General features: G+C 33.6%; 21 protein-coding genes, 1 CRISPR repeat array and 1 riboswitch. Of the genes, 17 read left to right on the top strand and 4 right to left on the bottom strand.

The features are described 5' to 3' along the window. Positions 1-44 precede the first annotated feature (44 nt). Entirely contained in the window at positions 45-464 is a 420-nt protein-coding gene (locus tag ILYOP_RS13405; RefSeq protein ID WP_013389041.1) for a hypothetical protein, read from the top strand. A 308-nt stretch (positions 465-772) separates the two neighbouring features. Next, positions 773-1,531 carry a YdcF family protein gene (locus ILYOP_RS13400; protein WP_013389040.1) on the top strand — a complete coding sequence of 253 codons (759 nt, stop codon included), beginning with the start codon at positions 773-775 and terminating at the stop codon, positions 1,529-1,531. A 26-nt stretch (positions 1,532-1,557) separates the two neighbouring features. On the opposite strand, the gene ILYOP_RS13395 is transcribed toward ILYOP_RS13400, so the two are convergent. Further along, complete coding sequence (locus ILYOP_RS13395; RefSeq protein WP_013389039.1) at positions 1,558-1,944, bottom strand: hypothetical protein; 387 nt, start codon at positions 1,942-1,944, stop codon at positions 1,558-1,560. Between the two features lie 152 nt (positions 1,945-2,096). Beyond that, a complete protein-coding gene (locus tag ILYOP_RS13390; RefSeq protein ID WP_013389038.1) occupies positions 2,097-3,827 on the bottom strand; it encodes an ABC transporter ATP-binding protein in 1,731 nt (576 codons plus the stop codon). A gap of 213 nt (positions 3,828-4,040) precedes the next feature. Then, positions 4,041-4,220, top strand: a riboswitch (cobalamin riboswitch). Positions 4,221-4,343: 123 nt separating this feature from the next. Between ILYOP_RS13390 and ILYOP_RS13385 the strand changes: the two genes are divergently transcribed. The 8 genes from ILYOP_RS13385 (at position 4,344) to ILYOP_RS13350 (ending at position 10,773) form a co-directional block, all read left to right on the top strand. Further along, positions 4,344-5,264 (top strand): sirohydrochlorin cobaltochelatase, encoded by a 921-nt coding sequence (locus tag ILYOP_RS13385; RefSeq protein ID WP_013389037.1) that lies wholly within the window; start codon positions 4,344-4,346, stop codon positions 5,262-5,264. 236 nt (positions 5,265-5,500) lie between these two features. Beyond that, the gene (locus tag ILYOP_RS13380) at positions 5,501-6,358 is read left to right on the top strand and encodes a sirohydrochlorin cobaltochelatase (RefSeq protein WP_013389036.1); all 858 of its coding nucleotides are present in this window, start codon (positions 5,501-5,503) and stop codon (positions 6,356-6,358) included. 88 nt (positions 6,359-6,446) lie between these two features. Beyond that, positions 6,447-7,457 carry a FecCD family ABC transporter permease gene (locus ILYOP_RS13375; RefSeq protein ID WP_187288123.1) on the top strand — a complete coding sequence of 337 codons (1,011 nt, stop codon included), beginning with the start codon at positions 6,447-6,449 and terminating at the stop codon, positions 7,455-7,457. Continuing rightward, complete coding sequence (locus tag ILYOP_RS13370) at positions 7,458-8,222, top strand: ABC transporter ATP-binding protein (RefSeq protein WP_013389034.1); 765 nt, start codon at positions 7,458-7,460, stop codon at positions 8,220-8,222. It begins immediately after the preceding gene. Between the two features lie 9 nt (positions 8,223-8,231). Continuing rightward, the gene (locus ILYOP_RS13365) at positions 8,232-9,116 is read left to right on the top strand and encodes an ABC transporter substrate-binding protein (protein WP_013389033.1); all 885 of its coding nucleotides are present in this window, start codon (positions 8,232-8,234) and stop codon (positions 9,114-9,116) included. Positions 9,117-9,206: 90 nt separating this feature from the next. Then, positions 9,207-9,401 carry a DUF4250 domain-containing protein gene (locus tag ILYOP_RS13360; RefSeq protein ID WP_013389032.1) on the top strand — a complete coding sequence of 65 codons (195 nt, stop codon included), beginning with the start codon at positions 9,207-9,209 and terminating at the stop codon, positions 9,399-9,401. A 211-nt stretch (positions 9,402-9,612) separates the two neighbouring features. Further along, a complete protein-coding gene (locus ILYOP_RS13355) occupies positions 9,613-10,263 on the top strand; it encodes an HAD hydrolase-like protein (RefSeq protein WP_013389031.1) in 651 nt (216 codons plus the stop codon). A 21-nt stretch (positions 10,264-10,284) separates the two neighbouring features. Beyond that, positions 10,285-10,773 (top strand): HD domain-containing protein, encoded by a 489-nt coding sequence (locus tag ILYOP_RS13350; RefSeq protein ID WP_013389030.1) that lies wholly within the window; start codon positions 10,285-10,287, stop codon positions 10,771-10,773. Between the two features lie 67 nt (positions 10,774-10,840). On the opposite strand, the gene rraA is transcribed toward ILYOP_RS13350, so the two are convergent. Then, the gene (gene rraA, locus ILYOP_RS13345) at positions 10,841-11,353 is read right to left on the bottom strand and encodes a ribonuclease E activity regulator RraA (RefSeq protein ID WP_013389029.1); all 513 of its coding nucleotides are present in this window, start codon (positions 11,351-11,353) and stop codon (positions 10,841-10,843) included. 205 nt (positions 11,354-11,558) lie between these two features. Between rraA and ILYOP_RS13340 the strand changes: the two genes are divergently transcribed. From ILYOP_RS13340 to efp, 7 genes are all read left to right on the top strand, one after another. Then, positions 11,559-12,011 (top strand): MarR family winged helix-turn-helix transcriptional regulator, encoded by a 453-nt coding sequence (locus ILYOP_RS13340; protein WP_013389028.1) that lies wholly within the window; start codon positions 11,559-11,561, stop codon positions 12,009-12,011. Beyond that, positions 11,999-13,357 carry an MATE family efflux transporter gene (locus ILYOP_RS13335; protein ID WP_013389027.1) on the top strand — a complete coding sequence of 453 codons (1,359 nt, stop codon included), beginning with the start codon at positions 11,999-12,001 and terminating at the stop codon, positions 13,355-13,357. The genes ILYOP_RS13340 and ILYOP_RS13335 overlap by 13 nt, the downstream gene beginning before the upstream one ends. A 296-nt stretch (positions 13,358-13,653) precedes the next feature. Further along, entirely contained in the window at positions 13,654-16,932 is a 3,279-nt protein-coding gene (gene cas9 / locus ILYOP_RS13330; RefSeq protein ID WP_013389026.1) for a type II CRISPR RNA-guided endonuclease Cas9, read from the top strand. A gap of 13 nt (positions 16,933-16,945) precedes the next feature. Beyond that, entirely contained in the window at positions 16,946-17,848 is a 903-nt protein-coding gene (cas1, locus tag ILYOP_RS13325) for a type II CRISPR-associated endonuclease Cas1 (RefSeq protein WP_013389025.1), read from the top strand. A gap of 4 nt (positions 17,849-17,852) precedes the next feature. After that, on the top strand, positions 17,853-18,161 hold the full coding sequence (cas2, locus tag ILYOP_RS13320) for a CRISPR-associated endonuclease Cas2 (RefSeq protein WP_041921399.1): 309 nt from the start codon (positions 17,853-17,855) through the stop codon (positions 18,159-18,161). Between the two features lie 99 nt (positions 18,162-18,260). Further along, positions 18,261-19,613: a CRISPR direct-repeat array (repeat unit 36 nt; unit sequence ATTGTAACATAGCTAAAATAATTAGGGAAGTACAAC). Positions 19,614-19,725: 112 nt separating this feature from the next. Next, positions 19,726-20,886: an elongation factor P maturation arginine rhamnosyltransferase EarP gene (locus tag ILYOP_RS13315; RefSeq protein WP_013389023.1), complete on the top strand. Its 1,161-nt coding sequence runs from the start codon at positions 19,726-19,728 to the stop codon at positions 20,884-20,886. A gap of 118 nt (positions 20,887-21,004) precedes the next feature. Continuing rightward, positions 21,005-21,571 carry an elongation factor P gene (gene efp / locus ILYOP_RS13310; RefSeq protein WP_013389022.1) on the top strand — a complete coding sequence of 189 codons (567 nt, stop codon included), beginning with the start codon at positions 21,005-21,007 and terminating at the stop codon, positions 21,569-21,571. A 129-nt stretch (positions 21,572-21,700) separates the two neighbouring features. Here efp and ILYOP_RS13305 read toward each other — a convergent pair whose 3' ends face one another. Next, complete coding sequence (locus ILYOP_RS13305) at positions 21,701-22,039, bottom strand: hypothetical protein (RefSeq protein ID WP_013389021.1); 339 nt, start codon at positions 22,037-22,039, stop codon at positions 21,701-21,703. Between the last annotated feature and the right edge of the window lie 335 nt (positions 22,040-22,374).

The following is a 22,374-nucleotide window of genomic DNA, read 5'->3' as shown; positions in this document are numbered from 1 at the left end:
TATTTTTCATTTATAAATAGAAGTAAATACAGGGAAGTGAGCCTATGAAAAAATTGATGATATTATTTATTACAATTATTTTAGTTGTAATTTTATCCTGTAACGAAAGAGAAGATAATACTATAGAACTTACTGTCAAAGGAGACTTTCCCCAAAAAGGGAAGGCAATAGCACATCTTTACGGTTATGATAAAAATCTTCCAGATGAAACCACAGCACTCATTACTATAAAAAAGATAAATATAAATGAGAACCCCCTTTATTTTAAAATGGAATTTCCAAAAGACGCTTATGAAGTCATAAACTCCAACCAATCTAAAAAAGAGGATATAGAGTTTTTTATAACAGTGGATTTAGATATCAACGAAGATGAAGATATAGATTATACTCAGGATTTTGGTGGAGAGACACTTTTAAGGGTAATTCCAGGGATGAAAAAAGATATATCTGTGAAAAAAATATGATAAATTAAAAAAGCTAGCTTTAGCTAGCTTTTTTAATAGGGAAAATAGGGTTGAGAAAAAATAAAACAAAGGTAACACGAAAATTAGAATTTTGAAATAAGCTTTTCCGTGCTTAATCACAGACAAGCTCCCTGACATTTCAGGTGTTTTCAAAACTTTTAATCATGGGAAAGAATTACAAGCTCACACATAGCTTGATTTATAGTACGAGATGAATGTGATGTTTTTATGATGTTTAACTGAAATTTTCTTGTTTTATACGAAATACATATGTATAATAGTGCTTATAAATTTATAGGAGGAAAAAAATGTTTATACTTGGAAAAATAATAGGACAGCTAGTTATATCCCCTGCTATATTTATAGCCTTGTTTATTTTTTTAGGAATATTTTCAAACAGATATAATCTAAAAAAAATAAAAAGAGTAAGTATTCTGTTAGGGATAATATTGTACATCATAACTATAAGACCCACAGTAGATTTAACTGCTAAACTAGTGGAAAACAGAGTTCAACCTGCAGCAGCAGAGGAGATAGAAAAGGGAGAGGCCTATGTAGTTTTAGGAGGAGGGATTATAGAAAAAACTCCAGTAGGAAACATTCCTAGTGAAACTGCTTCAGTTAGATTGATGAACACTGCAATTTTATACAATAGTCACCCTAAAACAATATATATAACCGGTGGTAAGGTAACAAATCAACAAGTAAGTGAAAGTTCTGTATATAAAAAAATTTTAATTGGTTTAAATATTCCAGACTCGGATATTCTGACAGAAGAAAGAAGTAGAACAACTATGGAAAATGCCAGGTATACATCTGAACTCCTAAAAAAATCTAATATTAAAAACATAGTTTTGGTTACCTCAGCATCTCATATGACAAGAAGTAAAATGACTTTTGAAAAGCAAGGATTTAATGTAGTACCTGCACCATGCGGTTATATACAGAATTATAAAAACTATAATATGCTAGACTTTATTCCAAGAAGTGACAACTTATCTTATTTTATGAGGCTTATATGGGAATTTGCAGGGATAGTGTACTATGGAATCAGGGGATATTTATAAAAAAAAAAGACCTACTAACAGTCTTTTTAATTTTCTAAATTTGGTTTGCATACTTTACAAGGTGTAAGTCCCATAGCTTCTGCATCAGAAACTGAAATTGGATTTTCTTCTTCACGAATAAATTTACAGCCTTTTTTATGATATTTTTTACTTCCGTGAGACATATAGACCATTTTTACCTCAGGGGCTATAAAAGGTTCTGCATGATCTTCTTCAGAAGGGTTATTTTTGATCTCTTCTGCTTCTTGAGATAGTTGCATTTCATTTTTATCCTGGTCCTGACTCAATCTATGGAGTGCAGAGTATTTTGTATTGTACTCCTTATTTTCATCAGGGATAGTATTCCTCCCTTCTCTAAAGGCAAAAAAAGAGATTAAAACCGCAGCCACAGCCAACAATAAGAACATTTCCATAAACACCACTCCCTTCTTCTCTAATACAAGTCTAGCCTGTAAATTTCATAAATTCAAGGGAAGATGACAAAAAAATTATATTTAATTTGTAAAGTACAAAAAAATAGGAAATAAATATAAGAAAGTTCTTATTTATTTAGAGAGGTCTCAGCCTATGCGGTCTCCTGAATATGTTTTTCTACTAGTGAGAAATACTCTCCTTTTTTTTCTACCAGGTCGTTATGAGTTCCCTCTTCTACAATTCCTTCGCTGTTTAAGACTATTATTCTGTCTGCATTTTCAATTGTAGAAAGTCTGTGAGCGATTGTAATAGTTGTTCGGTCTGTGGTGAGTTCATCGATTGATTCCTGGATAAGTCTTTCGGTGTTGTTGTCTAGTGCACTGGTGGCTTCGTCTAAAATCAGTATTTTTGGGTTTTTCAAAAATATTCTGGCAATGGCTATCCGTTGCTTCTGACCGCCACTAAGCTTTACTCCTCTCTCTCCTACATTTGTGTCAAATCCGTCAGCTAGAGATAAAATAAACTCATAAATTCTGGCTTTTTTGGCAGCCTCTATAACGTCCTCTCTAGAAGCGGTGAGATTTCCATAAAGAATATTCTCCTCTATACTTCCACTGAATAGAAAAACGTCCTGCTGTATTATTCCAATATTATCTCTCAAAGATTCTAGGGTGTAGTTTTTTATATCTCTATCATCTATTTTTATTGCACCTCTCTCCACCTCATAAAATCTAGGGATGAGGTTACAGATAGTGGTCTTACCTGCTCCGCTGCTTCCTACCAAAGCCACTTTTTCTCCTGATTTTATTGACATGGAAAAGTCTTTTAGAATATCCTGTTCAGACGAAGCGTATTTAAAAGAAACATTTTCAAACTGGATGGTCCCCATTGGTTTTTTCAGTGCAACTGCATTGGGTTTGTCTTTTATATCAGGGTCTTTATCCATTAATTCTCTGAATCTTACAAAACCTGCCATACCTTTTTGAAAACTCTGCATAAGAAGCATCATTCTTCTTATAGGCTCCATAAATTTTGATACATATAAAAGAAAACCTATGACTATACCAGCTGTGATTTCCCCTTTTAAGATAAATATCCCACCGAAAAATAATGTAGTAAGCTGAATAATGTTCATAATAAAACTGAGACCTGAAAAATATTCTGCAGAGAGTTTGAAATTCTCCCTCTTAGCCTCTCTGAATTCAGTATTTTTTTTCTGGAATTTTTCATTTTCAAATTTCTCATTTGTAAAAGCCTGTACAACCCTTATCCCAGAGATGGAATCTTCAACCTGAGAGTTTATGGCAGATATTTTTTTTCTGGATTTTCCAAAAGATTTTTTCATCAAGTTCTTCTTGGCTGCTGCAAACCAAATAAGTAAAGGCACCAAAGAGAATATAATAAGCGTGAGTTTTTTATTCATTGTAAACATAATGATAAATGTCCCTGTAAACTTAAGTATTGCCAAAAAGAAATCCTCGGGACCGATATGAGCAAATTCAGATATATAACTTAGATCATTTACTATCCTAGACATGATAGCCCCGGTTTTTGTATTGTCAAAAAATGTAAAGGAAAGCTTCTGAACATGGGCAAATAAGTCTCTTCTCATATCGTACTCGATAAGGATACCTAGCATCTTACCCCAGTAATATACAACATAACTAGCCAGATACCTGAGAATATAAAGTGCCACAAGAACAGCTCCGAATATATAAAGTAGTTTCAGATCTCCTCTTGGGATAACATCATCTAGGGTCCTTTGTACCAGTAATGGAAATAAAAGGTCAAGACCTGCCATGGCAAAGGCACAAATAAAGTCCAGTATTACTAATTTAAAATGAGGTTTATAATATCTTGCAAAACAAAGTAGATCCTTCATATCAACTACACCGCCTGTTTATTTTTTGAAATTATAACGCAAAAATTTATCTTCTGTAAGTTTATCTTATAAATGAGCAAGTATTGAAATTATCAATAATATATTTTTTGTACAAACTATTTTAGCATATATTAAGAATAAATATGAAAATAATAATTGGAATTTTAAATTATTATTGACTTTTAAGGTTTATAATAGTATATTTTTTACTGAAAGTGAATACATTTTTAAGGTTTTCCAACTTTGGAATTAAAAGGGAAGAGGAGTGAAAGACTCCCGCGGTCCCGCCACTGTAATGCAGACGAAGGCAAATTACCCACTGGATTAAAATCTGGGAAGGGTGCTAGTAGGATGAAGCTGAGCCAGGAGACCTGCCTTAAAAATAATATTGTCAATATCACTTGCGGGGACGAGAGATGTAGAGGCTTTTTTTAGGCTTTTAAAATTTCTCTCCTGAGATTACTCAGGATTTTTTTATTTCCTGAAAACCATTATAAAAATCTTAAGGAGGAAAAAATGAAGAAGTTTAGTATTTTGGCAGGAGCATTATTATTGGCAGGGACTCTTTTTGCATCAGAAGGATATGAAAAGAAGCCTATGTTTGAAACTATGAGGGCAGCGGACAAAGGGGCAGTTGTAATGGTTCACTTTGGAAGCAGTTATCCTGAAACAAGAAAATTAACAATCGAAGCGATTAACGAAAAGGCAGAAGAAGAATTTAAAGATTTAGAGGTGAGAGATGCCTTTACTTCTAGAATCATAATGAAAATACTCAAAAGAAGAGGAATAGATAAAGATAACCCTAAAGAGGTTTTAGAAACCTTAAAGGCTGAGGGATATACACATGTGTTAGTTCAGGCGACTCATGTAATCGACGGTGTAGAGGCTGAAAATCTAAAAAAAGAGATAGAAGAATTTGAGGACGATTTCAAAGAGATAAGATTGGGAACATCACTTCTTACAACTCCAGAGGACTATAAGGAAGTGGCTCATATTTTAGGAGATAAAATCGGTAAACTGAAAAGAAAAGAAGCTGCAGTATTTGTAGGACACGGGACTCACGACCCTGGAACTGCTGCCTATCCTATGATGGACTATGTCTTCAAATCTGAAGGATATAAAAATTTTTATGTAGGGACTATAGAGGGTTATCCTATATTTGACAATGTTGTTTCTAGACTAAAACAAGCGAAGATAAAAAAAGTAAAGCTTATGCCATTTATGTTTGTAGCAGGAGATCATGCCAATAATGATATCGCTGTAGACTGGAAAGAAATGCTAGAGGAAAAAGGATTTAAGGTGGAAGTTATCTTAGAAGGGCTAGGACAGCAAGCTGAAATACAGGATATCTATATGGAGCACGCTAAGTTTGCAGCCGAACATGAAGCAGAAGATATGGCTAAAAAGAAAAAAGAATACGCTGAAGGTAAAGAATAATGATTTTATGCAGGCAGAAAATCTGCCTGCATTTTTTGTTCGTTTAAGGAGATCTTAAAAAAATAATGAAAAGCCTTATTTCTGCAAAGTTTTTTTCATTTCGAGTAGGGTCAATATAAACTATTTGATATTTTTGAAATAATAGCCGATAATTAATTGAAGAGTCTTTGTTGATATTATATTGGTTTTACACCTTAAGATTTTCATAAAAGAATAAAAAAGGAGGTAGAGGTTGGATGGCAAATAAAAATTACTCGGATAATAATTTAAATATTTGTGAAAATGTGAAAAAGGGTATTCTGATGGTTCACTTTGGTACAGTAAAAGCAGAAGTCAGAAAAAATACTTTGGGTTTACTAAATAAAAACATAGCTGAAAAGTTTCAGGAATTTCAGATAAGAGAGGCCTATACTTCCAGAATGATAATAAAAAGAATATATACAAAATATGAAGTTAGAAAAAGTACTCCAAAAGAAGCCCTTAGGATGATGGCACAAGATGGGTTTACCCATGTTATAGTTCAGGCTAGCCATGTGATAAACGGTCTAGAGGGAGAGTATCTAAAGGATGAGATAAAATATTTTAAAGATGAATTTCAGGAAATAAGAATGGGAGACCCACTTCTGACTCTGCCAGAGGATTATATTCAGATAGCCGATATTTTTAAGAAGAAGTTTGAAAATACAGGGGGAGCAGTTGTTTTGGCAGGTCACGGAACAAGACATCACTCTAACTCTGCCTATGGTATGCTTCAGACAGTTTTTAATATAAGAGAGATGGAGGAGTTCTATATAAGTACTGTAGAAGGATATCCTGCCTTAGACGATCTGATAACTCAGCTGAAAAAAGACAGGGTGAAAAAGGTGACCCTTGTTCCTTTTATGATAGTTGCAGGAAATCATGTCAAAGAGGACATAGACGGAGAATGGCGGGAGACTCTCGAAAAAGAAGGATTTTCTGTGGAAGTTATCATGAGGGGAATGGGAGAGATGCCTGAGATACATGAGATATTTGCGGGACATATCAAAAGATCTATAAATTCTAAAGAAAAAGATCTGAAAAATAAAAAAGATACGATACTTAAAAGCATATAAAATTATAAACTTGGCTGGGGATATTACTGTAAATAGCCATAGTGTTGTGATATAATATGCAAAAGCTCTATAGGAAGTGATGTTTGAAATGGAAAAAAGAAGGTTTAGAATATGGCTTATCTCTGGGATAGCTATATTCTCCGTAGCTCTTTTAGTATATGCCGGGATGGGATATATCAAAATCCCTGTAAAAGATGTTTTTGAAATATTATTTAATCTAAATCCTGAAAAAGTTGGGATGACTGAATGGGTTATAGTAAGAGAGGTCAGGCTCCCACGGATAGTAGTATCTATGATAGCAGGAGCAGCTCTAAGTCTCAGTGGTCTTGTATTTCAGGGAGTACTCTTAAATCCACTGGCAGACCCCTATACTCTGGGAATATCAGCAGGAGCATCCTTCGGAGCAGCCCTCGCCATAATATTGAAACTAAGTTTTCTAGGTGGCTTTACAGTTCAGCTAATGGCCTTTGTTTTTGCAATAATCAGCCTGAGTATGGTTTTAAAAATGGCTACTTTCGGAGGGAAAATAAATTCTGTATCACTTATACTTTCTGGGGTAATAATAGGTGCATTTTTTTCTGCTGGACTCACCTTTACCAAGTATATAGCCGGTGATGAAGTGGCTTCAATAGTTTTCTGGCTCATGGGAAGTTTTTCATCTAAGACCTGGAGCGAGGCTCTTATTATGGGAATAGTTACTTTGCTCGGATTTCTTGTGTTTATTTATTATGGAGAAGAGATGAATATATTATCTCTAGGTGAAAAAAATGCCCTTTCCATGGGGGTTGAAACCTCTAGAGTCAGAAAAATACTTCTGGTAACTGCTTCTATAATATCGGCAGTTTCAGTATCTGTATGCGGGATAATAGGGTTCGTGGGTCTGATAGTACCACATCTAATGAGATTTCTTGTTGGAACTGACAATAAGAAACTTATATTTATATGTGCCATCTGGGGTGCTATAATATTATCTGCTGCAGACAACCTTGTAAGAGCTGTGCTGCCAAATGAGATTCCCATAGGAATAATGACCTCACTTTTAGGAGCACCATTCTTTGCCTTTATATTTAGGAAAAGGCTTTCGGGAGGTAGACTCTAGATGATAAAAGCTGAGAATATAAATTATTCGGTACCTGGAAAAAATATAATAAAAGGTGTGGACCTTCATATAAAAAAAGGGCGATTTTATGGGATACTAGGTCCTAACGGAAGCGGGAAAACAACTCTTATGGACATAATATGCGGAGTGATAGCCGATTACCATGGAAGTATAGAGGTCATGGGTAAAGACCTGAAAAAGTATCATAAAAAAGATTTGGCCAAAGTTTTGGCTCTAGTTCCACAAAACTTTAATACTTCCTTCTCATTTAATGTGGAAGAGATCCTTGAGATGGGAAGATATCCACATAAGAAAAAGTTTAGCTTTCTTGGGAAAGAAGACAGAGAGATAATAAACGAAGTGGTAAAAGAACTAGAACTAGGTAGTATAATAGACAAGAAAATAACTGATCTTAGTGGTGGAGAGAGACAGAGGGCGATTTTTGGGAAGGCACTGATACAGGAAACCCCTATACTTTTCCTAGATGAATCTACATCCAATCTAGATCCCTATTATGCCCACTCCCTTCTAAAAAAAGTAAGGGACAGGGTAGAGGAAAAAAGCCTAACTGTGATATCTGTGTTTCATGATTTTACCCTTGCTTCACTTTACTGTGACGAGATCATCTTTTTAAAAGATGGTAAAGTGGTGAAGATTGGGGAAACAGAGCATACTCTCACACCGGAGAATATAAAAAATGTCTTCAATATTAACAGTAAAATGATGGAAAGTGATGACAAGAAATTTGTTATCCCGTATATGTAGGGGGTTTTTATGAAATTCAAAATAGCTGTGATCTGGATGCTTATTACTATAAATGTTTTTGCATACGAGGTCATGGAAGGCAGTAAGCCTAGAAAACTAGAAAAAAGTTATCAGAGAATAATATCTATCTATCCTGCTCATACAGAGGTTATTTTGGATCTGGGCGGCAAGAGCAAACTTGTAGGGACAGTAAAAGAAAAGGGAATATCAGAAAGAACCCAGGGGATTAAAGGGTTCTCCTATAACGATTCCCTGGAAAAATATCTTTCTGTAAGACCTGACCTTGTCATTATAAGGCCTATGTACAGAGATAAGAACAAAAATTTATTTAAAAGACTTGAATCTATGGGAATAACAGTGGTGTCACTTCAGCCTGTCAGCTATAACGACCTAGAGAGGTACTGGATGGATATAGGTCGTCTCATAGGGAGAGAAAATGCCGGGAAAGAGTATGTGAATAAGTACCGTAAGGGCCTCGAGAGTATAGGGGTTCAAGATAGGAAAAGAAAAAAAGTATTTTTTGAAGCAAGAATGCAAAACGGACTCTATACTGCATCAAAAGAATCCATAGCTCATTTTATAATAGAAAAAGCCGGGGGAGATATTCTTACTGGAAATGAAGAGCCCTTAAGAAAAGGAACTTCTACCATCACCCCTGTAAATATGGAGTATCTAATATCCCAGGGGTCAGCAATAGATACTTACCTTGTACAGCAGGGTAGGATGAACTCTAGAACCAAAGAAGACATAAAGAAAACACCTGGTTACTCCTCTATAAAGGCTGTAAAAACCGGAAGCATTTATATGATAGATGAAGGGGCTCTTTCTAGGCCCACAATAAAAATATTAGACGCTATGAAAGAAATCAAAAAAATACTTTCAAAACAGTCATAAAAATTTTCTCTTTTTTGTACTTTCTTGAGTTTGGACAAATCTCAAGTTATAATTACAATAGATAACAAGATACAAAGAGGAGGGAAATTTATGGAAATCAAAAACATGAAATCAATGGATCCAAATCTTTTGTTAAGTATTGTAAATATGAAGCTCCGAGACGAGTTTGAGAGTCTTGATGATTTGCTTAGGTATTATAATTTGAAAGAGAGTGATCTCACTGATAAAATAAAAGAGATCGGCTATCATTATTGTGAAGAAACCAATCAGTTTATAGGATGTTAAATTACAGTCCCTTAAAAAAGGGCTGTTTTTTATTAGTTTTAATATCCTTAATAGATGTTGCGGCTGTGATTAGTCTAAGTAGTTGGATTTATCCAAAGTTCCGTTACTTTTCTTTCAAGAGAAAAGTAACAGGTTCAAATATAGTCAGCAATTTATGAACTTTTTTTCAATTAGCAACTACAATTAATTATTTTACAAAAAAGGAGACAGCATGAAAAAATTTGACCTGGTTATTTTTGACCTTGACGGTACTCTCACTGATTCCCGAGTGGGGATAACAAAATCAGTTAGTTACGCCCTTGATAAAATGGGTATAAAACCGACCTCTTTAAAGGAGTTAGAACATTTTATAGGGCCTCCCCTAATGGACACATTTATGGGACATTATAAATTTTCCAAATGTGATTCAGAAAAGGCGGTAAATCTCTTCAGAGAAAGATATTCTGAAAAAGGGCTCTATGAAAATATCCCATTTCATAATATAAATACTCTTTTGTCCGATTTAAAAAAGTCCGGGATGAAACTTGCAGTGGCTACATCTAAACCTCAGCATTTTTCTGAAAAAATACTAGATCATTTTCTTCTGAGTCAATATTTTGACGAGATAATAGGAAGCAGTCTAGACAACAGCTTTTCCCATAAAAATGAAATAATAGCTGAAACCTTGAAAAGATTTCCTGGGATTTCAAAGGAAAAAACTGTTATGGTAGGGGACAGAAAATTTGATATAGAGGGAGCCAGAGAAAACGGCATATTATCTATAGGGGTAAAATACGGTTTTGCAGACCCAGGAGAGATAGATGCTGCCTGTCCTCAGTTTCAGGCAGATAATGTAGAAGATCTTTTTAAGATATTATTGTAGAAAATATTCAGGGAGGTTTTTATGGAAGTAAACGAAATTCAAAAACTTATGATCTCATATTTCGGGAAGGATGTAAGAAGGATAAACCATGCCCTGAAAGTCTACTGCTTTGCCAAAAGTATAGGGGAATCGGAAAATTTAGATAGTGAAAAGCAGAAAATTCTGGAGATATCAGCTATTCTCCATGACATAGGTATAAAAATTAGTGAAGAAAAATATAATTCCTCAGCGGGAAAGTACCAGGAGTTAGAAGGCCCAGATGTAGCCAGAAAACTCATAAAAGATATAGACTTATCTGAAAAAATAAAGGAAAGGATATGCTATCTCATAGGGAATCATCACAGTTATGACAAGATAGATGGAATTGATTTTCAGATACTTGTAGAGGCTGACTTTCTTGTAAATATATACGAGGATAAATTGAATTCGGAAACTGCTGCTACTGTTAAAAAGAAATATTTTGAGACAAAGACAGGAAGAGAATATATCAGTTCACTCTACGGAGTGTAAAAAAAATCAGTCTATACCGAATCTATTTTCGGCAGAGACTGATTTTTTAATTTAACAAATATATAATCTATTTTACAAAATTAATATCAGAAAATTTTTCTTTGGTAACTAGGATACCGTCTTCATCTAGGTAAAGATAGGACCCATGATCAACTTTGACTCCGGCGATCTCAAGTGTATCTCCTATTTTCCCTTGGGATTTTTTGCTGCTTCTGAGAGGATAAGTTCCCATTGCCAGTACTGTCATTGGCATAGTTTTTAGCATATTGGTATCTCTCACAAAACCATCTATAATTATTCCACCCCATCCATTGTCTATGGCAAATTTACAAAGATTATCTCCAACTACTGCACAAAAGTCCCCTGAGACCTTCGCCACTGCAATACGATTATTTCCTGGAGTCTGAAGCAGTGTTTTCAGAGTAGAATTGTCTTCATATAATGAGACTGTCACAATCTCACCGCTGCAACGTGTTTTTCCCCCGTAAGATTTGAAAGACATAGGCTGGAACACCTGGATATTTTCTCTATGGATATCACATATTTCTGCTGTTCCGTGAGTATCTAATTTTTCAGACATAATTTCCCCCTTTATAATGAATCTGAACTTGCTTAAAAAAGCCTTCCCCTTTCGGCTCTTTGAAGCGTCCTACAATTCTATCAACTTTGTACCAAAAAAACAAGCTTTAAAAAAACTGAAAATTAGTTGACTACCCATCTAAAATATGATAAACTTTTAAAATAGAAATTAGTTGTGTAGCCAACAAAAAAAGGAGGACAAGATTATGAAAGAACCTTTGGGAAGAACTGTAAAATTTTTAAATATAGAGATAAGAAAATTTTTGGATTTTCATCTCAACGAGTACCAGCTAGGGAATGGTCAGTTTGCAATTGTTATAGAAGTAAGTGAAAACAAAGGAATAAACCAGGATGCTCTGGCTCAAAAGATGGGTGTGGACAAGACAACCATTGCCAAGACTGTAAAAAAACTTGTGGAAAATGGATACATCATAAAAGAGGAAGATGAAAATGATAGGAGATCGAAAAAACTTTACACTACTCATAAGGCAGATCTTATTTTTAAAAAGATTAAGAAACTGATTAATTTAGAGAAGCAGGTATTGACTCATGGGATCTCTCAGGAGGAGATAAAAATATTTTTAAAAGTAGTAGACTGCATGAAATCAAATATTTCGGAATATTTAGAAAGCGGAGGGAGTTCAGATTGGAAAAAATAAAAAGATTAGGTGAAGAAAAGATAAGCAAACTTCTCGTGGAATTTTCTTTGACGGCAATAATTTCAAGTCTTGTTTTTGCATTATACAATGTAGTGGACAGGATGTTTATCGGGAAGTGTCTGGGACCCTATGCCATGGCGGGGATCAGTATTACCTTTCCTATATTTACCATTTATATAGCTGTGGGAATGCTAGTAGGCCACGGAGGAGGCAGCATAGTCTCTCTAAGGCTTGGGCAGGGAAGAAAAGAGGAAGCCGATCGTGTACTGGGAAACGTGTTTACGCTATACGGGGTATTTAGTATTATTCTCATGACTTTGGGTTATCTGCTTATGGACCGACTTATGATAATATTTGGAGCCACTGAAAATACCATTATATACGCAAAAGACTATCTTTATATCATAAACTTTTTGGTTTTATTTGATTTTATAGCCATGGGTGTAAATAATCTTCTGAGGTCAGAAGGGAATCCAAAGTTCTCGATGATAATAATGATTGTAGGGGCTTTGACTAATGTGTTTTTAGATTTTATATTTATATTTGTCCTTGACTACGGGATAAAGGGAGCTGCCATGGCAACTGCCATTGCAAATATAGTGGGATCGATAATGGTCTTATACCATTTTATATACAGCGACAGAAGTAATATAAAACTAAAACTAAAATATCTAAAACCTGATTTTAAAATAATAAAAGAGATCTTCTCGATCGGGATATCTCCATTTACCCTTCAGCTTGCCAATAGTTTGGTGGCGGTTTTTGCCAACAGGGCTCTTTTGATCTATGGAGGAGATATGGCAGTAGGAGCGATGGGAGCTATAAACAGTGTATTTATGTTTCTTATGATGACTCTTTCAGGGATAATCCAGGGGGCACAGCCGCTATTGGGATATAACTATGGTGCTCAAAAATATGATAGAGTAAAAAAGATACTTAATATGGCTCTTTTATACGGGGTAATTATTTCACTTGTTTTGACTGCTTTGATTATGATAAAACCTGAATTTTTTATAAATCTATTTAATAACGGAAATGAAGAGTTATTGGAGATCGGAAAAAGTGGGATAAGAATTTTTATGGCCTTGGTTGTATTTAACGCCATTTATGTTGTAGGTGCCAATTACTTTCAGGCTGTGGGTCAGGCGAATAAATCATTGTTTTTGAATATCTTCAAACAGCTAGGTTTGTTTATTCCACTTATTATTATTTTGCCAAAATATTTTGGACTGAACGGTATTTGGTTCGCTGCTCCAGTTAGTGATGTTATAATATTTATGATTACAGGGGTTTTTTTGCTGAAGAACAATAAAAAACTGAAAAAACTATCGGTTCAATATGCTTAGAAATTATTTTTAGGAGCACTTAAATTGGTTTATCTTTAAAGGCTATTCCATGACAAGCTATATATATCAAAAGAATATTTCTGTGAAGATATAAAAAAATTGACTTTGAATAAATTTTGTATTAAAATAAATATGACGAAAGGGAAGTCGTCAACATAGCTAAAATAATATAGGTTAGTACAATAAAGGTAAATACTTTTAGTATTAATCCTGTAAGGCTCTAAACCTCTAGTCTCTTGACTAGAGGTTTATCCTTTTTTTGGTGATAGATAATTTTATATCATGGGGGGATATTTATGAAATATAGTATCGGTCTGGACATAGGTATAGCATCAGTGGGTTGGAGTGTTATAAATAAAGATAAAGAACGTATAGAAGACATGGGTGTAAGAATATTTCAAAAGGCTGAAAATCCAAAAGACGGCAGCTCCTTGGCATCTTCTAGAAGAGAAAAAAGAGGTTCTAGAAGAAGAAACAGGAGGAAAAAACATAGATTGGATAGGATAAAAAATATTTTATGTGAAAGCGGACTTGTAAAGAAAAATGAGATAGAAAAAATATATAAAAATGCGTATTTAAAATCACCATGGGAACTCAGAGCAAAGTCTTTAGAAGCTAAAATTTCGAATAAAGAAATAGCTCAAATACTCCTTCATATAGCTAAAAGAAGAGGGTTCAAATCTTTTAGAAAAACTGATAGAAACGCAGATGATACAGGAAAACTGTTAAGCGGAATACAGGAAAATAAAAAGATTATGGAAGAGAAAGGATATTTAACAATTGGAGACATGGTAGCGAAAGATCCTAAATTTAATACTCATGTAAGAAATAAAGCAGGAAGTTATCTTTTTTCTTTTTCAAGAAAATTATTAGAAGATGAGGTTAGAAAAATACAGGCTAAGCAAAAGGAACTTGGTAATACTCACTTTACTGATGATGTTTTGGAAAAATATATAGAGGTTTTCAACAGCCAAAGGAATTTTGATGAAGGTCCAAGCAAGCCTTCTCCTTATTATAGTGAAATAGGGCAGATAGCTAAAATGATAGGTAATTGTACCTTCGAATCCTCTGAAAAAAGAACTGCAAAAAACACTTGGAGTGGTGAGAGGTTTGTATTTCTCCAAAAACTAAATAATTTTAGGATAGTGGGACTGTCAGGTAAAAGGCCATTAACAGAAGAAGAAAGGGACATTGTTGAAAAAGAGGTCTATTTAAAAAAAGAGGTAAGATATGAAAAGTTAAGAAAAATACTGTATTTAAAAGAAGAAGAAAGGTTTGGGGATTTAAATTACAGCAAGGACGAAAAGCAGGATAAAAAAACTGAAAAAACCAAATTCATATCATTAATTGGAAATTATACGATTAAAAAACTTAATTTATCAGAAAAACTCAAAAGTGAAATAGAAGAAGACAAAAGTAAACTAGATAAAATAATAGAAATATTAACTTTCAACAAGAGTGATAAAACTATTGAGTCAAATTTGAAAAAACTAGAACTAAGTAGAGAAGATATTGAAATCCTTCTTTCGGAGGAGTTTTCTGGAACCTTAAATCTGTCTTTGAAAGCAATAAAAAAAATACTGCCTTATTTAGAAAAAGGATTGTCCTATAATGAGGCTTGTGAAAAGGCAGACTACGATTATAAGAATAATGGAATAAAGTTTAAAAGAGGGGAGTTACTTCCTGTGGTAGATAAGGATTTGATAGCAAATCCAGTCGTACTAAGAGCAATATCCCAGACGAGGAAAGTGGTAAATGCCATAATAAGAAAATACGGGACTCCACATACAATCCATGTAGAAGTGGCAAGAGACCTTGCAAAATCATATGACGACAGGCAAACCATTATAAAAGAGAATAAAAAAAGAGAGCTTGAAAATGAGAAAACTAAAAAATTTATATCTGAAGAATTTGGAATAAAAAATGTAAAAGGAAAGTTACTACTTAAATACAGGCTGTATCAAGAACAAGAGGGAAGATGTGCTTATTCCAGAAAAGAGTTGAGTTTAAGTGAAGTAATATTAGACGAAAGTATGACAGATATTGACCATATAATACCTTACAGTAGAAGTATGGATGATTCCTATAGTAATAAAGTTTTGGTACTTTCTGGCGAGAATCGAAAAAAGAGCAATCTACTTCCAAAAGAGTATTTCGATCGTCAAGGAAGAGACTGGGATACTTTTGTTCTAAATGTAAAAGCAATGAAAATCCACCCTCGAAAGAAATCAAATCTTTTAAAGGAAAAATTTACCAGGGAGGACAACAAAGATTGGAAATCAAGAGCTTTGAATGACACAAGATATATATCCAGATTTGTAGCCAACTATTTAGAAAACGCTCTAGAGTACAGGGATGATTCCCCTAAAAAAAGGGTGTTTATGATACCAGGACAATTGACAGCACAGCTGAGAGCAAGATGGAGGCTTAACAAAGTCAGAGAAAATGGAGATTTACATCATGCACTTGACGCAGCTGTGGTTGCTGTGACAGATCAAAAGGCAATAAATAATATATCAAACATTTCAAGGTACAAAGAATTAAAAAATTGTAAAGATGTAATTCCAAGTATCGAATACCACGCAGATGAAGAGACAGGAGAAGTTTATTTTGAAGAAGTAAAAGACACCCGTTTTCCAATGCCTTGGAGTGGTTTTGATTTGGAACTACAAAAAAGACTTGAAAGTGAAAATCCCAGAGAAGAATTTTATAATCTGCTCTCAGATAAGAGGTATTTGGGATGGTTTAACTACGAAGAAGGGTTTATAGAAAAATTAAGACCTGTGTTTGTGTCTAGGATGCCTAACCGTGGGGTAAAGGGCCAGGCCCACCAAGAAACAATAAGAAGCAGCAAAAAAATAAGTAATCAGATAGCAGTATCAAAGAAACCCTTAAATTCAATAAAGTTGAAAGACTTGGAAAAAATGCAGGGGAGAGATACGGATAGAAAACTCTATGAAGCACTAAAAAATAGACTGGAAGAATATGATGACAAACCTGAAAAAGCCTTTGCGGAACCTTTTTATAAACCGACTAACAGTGGCAAAAGAGGACCACTTGTCAGAGGAATAAAAGTAGAGGAAAAACAAAATGTCGGAGTTTATGTTAACGGAGGACAAGCATCTAATGGAAGCATGGTCAGGATAGACGTTTTTAGGAAAAACGGAAAATTTTACACGGTTCCAATTTATGTTCACCAAACCCTGCTTAAAGAACTTCCCAATAGGGCAATAAATGGAAAGCCCTATAAAGATTGGGATTTGATAGACGGTAGCTTTGAGTTTTTATATTCATTCTATCCAAATGATTTGATTGAAATTGAATTTGGTAAAAGTAAATCTATAAAAAATGATAATAAACTTACTAAAACTGAAATTCCTGAAGTTAATTTAAGTGAAGTTTTGGGGTACTATCGGGGAATGGATACATCTACAGGTGCGGCTACTATAGACACTCAGGATGGGAAAATTCAAATGAGAATCGGGATAAAAACTGTCAAGAACATAAAAAAATACCAAGTGGATGTATTGGGGAATGTATACAAGGTGAAAAGAGAAAAACGTCAGACTTTTTAGAAAGGAGAAGATTATGGGATGGAGAAACATCTTTATAACGAGCTCTACTAAAATTTCTACTAGGGACAGCGGACTGCTGATCACAAAAGAGGGAGGTGAAGTAAATATCCCTTTGGAAGATATATCCAGTATAATACTGGATAATAATTCCGTTACAATAACATCTAGGGTTTTAGAAGAAATAGCTAGCAGAGATATAGTTTTACTGACAAGCGATGAAAAACACTTGCCAAACGGTATATTTCAGGGTTACGGAAGACACTCGAGACAACTTGCCGTGGCAAAAGCACAGATCAACATGAGTGTACCCAGAAAAAAAAGACTGTGGCAGGAGATTGTAACTAAAAAATTGGAAAATCAGGGTAGAGTATTAGAATTGATGAGGTGTGAAGGAAGTAAGTATTTATACGACCTTTCAAAACGTGTAAAATCTGGTGATGACGGAAACCTTGAAGCCTTGGGGGCTAAATATTATTTTCAGAAATTATTCGGAGATGATTTTACAAGAAGGGATCACGATATAAAAAATTTTGCGCTGAATTATGGTTATGCAGTAATAAGGGGGAGAATTGCGAGGAGCCTTACAAGTTATGGGTATATATGTTCTCTGGGGATACAGCATAAAAATGAATATAATGCATTTAATCTGGCAGATGATATAATAGAGCCCTACAGGTCAGTTGTAGACCTTTGGGTTGCAAATAATATAGATAAACTTTCTGATGAACTGACTACTGATAATAAAGTGTCTCTTGTAGAAATATTAAATGCAGATGTTAAGCTGACAGGTAAGAAATATTCTGTAAATATCTCTATAGATGAGGTGATAAAGAGATATACAAAATGTATAAGGGGAAAGGGTGGAAATTTAATCTTGCCCTCAATAATACCAATACAAGAGCATCGGTATGTATAAGTTTATGAGGATAATAGTGTTTTTCGACTTACCTACGGCTAAAAAAAGAGACAGAAAAAACTATGCTATATTCAGAAGGTTTTTGCTAAATGATGGTTATCATATGCTTCAGTTTTCCGTTTATTCCAGAATCTGCAACGGGTACGACAGCGTTAAAAAGCATATTAAAAAATTAAATAATAATTTACCCCCAAATGGTTCTATAAGGGTACTTACACTCACAGAAAAGCAATATGTGGGGATGGAGTTGCTGGTATCAAAAGAGAGGTCCCCGGAAGAAAAAATAGGTACTAGTAAAACTATAATAATATAAAAAAATGGCTGGTTTCAGCCATTTTTCTTTTGGGAAGGATGTTTTTTTAGTGAAAACACCTTAGAAACCCTAGTAATATATAGGGATTTAAAAACACGTATTGTAACATAGCTAAAATAATTAGGGAAGTACAACATAACCCATTGTATAATCTAATTCTTTTGAATTGTAACATAGCTAAAATAATTAGGGAAGTACAACCCTTCTACATGCCATGAACCATCCGATTTTATTGTAACATAGCTAAAATAATTAGGGAAGTACAACCCCTTGCTGATATGTAATATCGCTTGATACATTGTAACATAGCTAAAATAATTAGGGAAGTACAACTTATCAAAGGTAGATAGTAAAAATTATAATATTGTAACATAGCTAAAATAATTAGGGAAGTACAACTTATATTGTGAATACTGTAAGGCGGTACTTATTGTAACATAGCTAAAATAATTAGGGAAGTACAACTCCTACACCGAACATTTATACCTCCTCTAGATTGTAACATAGCTAAAATAATTAGGGAAGTACAACCTCTTTGACAGCGTGTATAACATTCACTTTATTGTAACATAGCTAAAATAATTAGGGAAGTACAACCGGCTGTAAGCTTTGTAGCGTTATTTTTAATTGTAACATAGCTAAAATAATTAGGGAAGTACAACGGAAAATGTGGAGTAGTTGAGACAAAGTGAATTGTAACATAGCTAAAATAATTAGGGAAGTACAACGAAGCAGGCCAAAAGCCAAATGCAGGCAGGATTGTAACATAGCTAAAATAATTAGGGAAGTACAACTATAAACTCTCTGTCATATACAACCCCACCATTGTAACATAGCTAAAATAATTAGGGAAGTACAACGCTTTATCTGTCTGAAGCCTTTTCTCTTCTATTGTAACATAGCTAAAATAATTAGGGAAGTACAACCTATATCTTTGACTATGTAATCCTCTCTATTGTAACATAGCTAAAATAATTAGGGAAGTACAACATTGCAAACTGTATTAAGTTTTTAGATTTTATTGTAACATAGCTAAAATAATTAGGGAAGTACAACAAGTCTATCCAAGCTTTACTTTCTTCTAGTATTGTAACATAGCTAAAATAATTAGGGAAGTACAACACAAAAAGAGAGGTTAGTTTTTCCCCTCTTATTGTAACATAGCTAAAATAATTAGGGAAGTACAACCTAATCACTTTAGGTTTCTAATAAATCAAAATTGTAACATAGCTAAAATAATTAGGGAAGTACAACTCCTATTGCAGATAAAATCTCTTCCAAGTCATTGTAACATAGCTAAAATAATTAGGGAAGTACAACAAATAAAACTAAGGGTATCACATTTAGAATATTGTAACATAGCTAAAATAATTAGGGAAGTACAACCACCGCTTTTTCTATACTCAAGTATAACTTATTGTAACATAGCTAAAATAATTAGGGAAGTACGAGTACGACCATTTAATTTTAAGATTATTCTACATATTCTGACTGAAAAACTGATATAATGAAGTTGTCCGAAGAATTTACTTTGGAAAATTTAAATAGATGACAGAGGGATGAAATGTTAAAAAGTATAGATATATTCTGTGATATAATAGATAATTTCGGTGATATAGGCTTTGTCTACAGGCTGGCAAAGGAGATAAAAAGAAAAGAGAAAGATGCCAGGGTGAGGGTTTTTTTTAATGATGCAGAGACTTTTTCAAAAATAAATAAAAACATCATTGTAGGGGAAAAAATCCAGATAATAGAAGATATAACATATTATGATATGACAATAATGAGTTCAGAGGACTACAAAAAGGCTGGGAACTCAGAGGTGGCTATAGAGGCCTATGGATGTGACATACCAGAAGTTTATCTTGAAAATTCTTCTGAAGAATTAAAGATAGTCATAAATATTGAATATCTAACAGCAGAAGAGTGGGCAAAAGAGTACCATCTTCAAAGCTCTTATATCAATGTAAAAGGTGTAAAAAAATATTTTTATATGCCTGGATTTGAAAATTGGAGTGGCGGCTTAATTATAGATAATCAGGTTCCTGTCATAGATAGAGTCGAGTTTTTTAATAAGGTGATATCTAGTCATTCAGAAAAATTTTTTCCAGTCAATTCTGATTTGGTGGTAGATAAGGATACGTTCGTAGGGACTATTTTCTCATATGAATACAATTTTCAAAACTTTCTAGATACCCTTGAAAATTTTGACAAAAAAATAATTCTTTTGATATTTGGAGATATGAGTAAAAATGGTTTTTTAATCACAAAAAATATTAAAGCTCTTAAAAATACAAAAATAATATTTATGGATTATGTAGAACAAAACCTTTATGATGAAATTTTGAATAACTCAGATTTCAACTTTGTCAGAGGTGAGGAGAGTTTCTCTAGAGCAATAGTTTCACGAGTCCCATTTCTATGGCATGCCTACTGTCAGGAAGAAAAAGAGCATTTAAATAAGGTAAAAGGTTTTTTATCATTTTTAAAGGATAAAACCCCGGTAGATTTTTATGAAAAGTATTCAAAGATAACCTATAACTATAACTGCAGAACCGAAAATCATTATAATCTTGAAGAAGAAGATTTTTCTGATTTTTTTGAAAATTTTGAAAAAGAGAAAAAAGCCTTTGAATACATATCAGATTATGTCAAAAAAAACGGAAACTTAGCAGATAAACTTCTTTGTTTTTTGAAGGAAAAGCTTTCTGAAAATGATTTTTAAAATTAAAAGTATCTGTCTAAAAGAACTGTTATCACTGAAATTTTCAATGAAATATTCACTTTGCCAATCTTTTAAGACTGTGATACAATATAGAAAAAGGAACTAGGAGGATATAACATTGAAAACAGCACAAGAAATTTCATCTGGAAATATCATCAAAATAGGTGAAGAAGTATTTATAATTCAAAAGGCTACTTACAACAAATCAGGGAGAAACTCTGCAGTTGTAAAATTCAAAATGAAAAATCTTATTACAGGTCAGGTAAAAGAAGACGTTATGAAAGCAGCAGATAAGCTTGAAGATATCAGACTTGACAAAAAAACAATGCAATTCTTATATGAAGTTGGAGGAGACTACAACTTTATGGATCAGGAAACTTTTGAGCAGATAGCTCTTACAGCTGATGATTTAGGAGACGCTACGAATTACCTAAAAGAAGAAATGTTCATAGATATCCTGTTATATGAAGAGAGACCTGTAGGTGTAGAACTTCCAAACTCTGTAGAGAGAGAAGTTACTTACACAGAGCCAGGACTAAGAGGAGATACTACTGGAAAGGTTCTAAAGCCTGCTACTATAGAGACTGGATATGAGTTAAGTGTACCACTTTTTGTAAATATCGGAGATGTTATCAGAATCGATACAAGAAATGGTGAGTACTTAGAGAGAGTAAACAATAAATAAAATATCTTTTTAATATAAACAAGGCGTCTTTAAGGCGTCTTGTTTATATTTATACTAAAAAATTTGCAAAAAAATAAAAAATCCCAGGTATATCTGAGATTTTATTTTAAATATTTATTAAATCACCAATTAGACTGCAACACCATCATATACATAGTGGTTTGTATCTTCTATAAGATCTTTTATCTCTTGGAAAACCTCTGGTTCTTCAAATCTATAGATCTCTTCCTTTGCATCACAGTAAAGAACAGAATCAGAAACACCGTCATATACATTGTGGTTTGTGTCCTCTATAAGATTTTTCATATCTTCAAAAGCATCTGTTTTTGGTTCAAATCTGTAAATTTCTTCAATTATTTCACAGTTTTCACTAGATCCTGCACCATCATATACATTGTGGTTTGTGTCCATTATTAATTCCTTATATTCGTAAAATACCTCGGTATCCATTGTGTTTAAGTTTTTCATAAAAATCACCCTCCTACTTTGCGATTTCAGTATCAACCATTTTGGTTGACAATTACAACGCTACAAACGCATAATGAGTTTTTCATTATGCTAGTACTACTAGAAGTACTTCCCCCATTTTTTACTTAAGTTTAATTATTTCCTCATATTTTTGAGTATCTTCCAAATCCAGGTAATGAGGTAATCTTATGCAAATTAACCACCTCCTGTAATTTATACAAATGTTTAAATTGATTTAGTTGATGTAAAAATATTTTTTTATTTATTCTATATATGAAGTATAGCTGTTTTTAAAAATAAATGCAATTATATAATATATAGCCTACCTATATATT

The sequence above is a fragment of the Ilyobacter polytropus DSM 2926 genome (assembly GCF_000165505.1).
GTDB classification, from domain to species: Bacteria; Fusobacteriota; Fusobacteriia; order Fusobacteriales; family Fusobacteriaceae; genus Ilyobacter; species Ilyobacter polytropus.
Note: the sequence above shows the minus strand (reverse complement) of the source record. Positions and strands in the feature narration are given on the sequence as shown.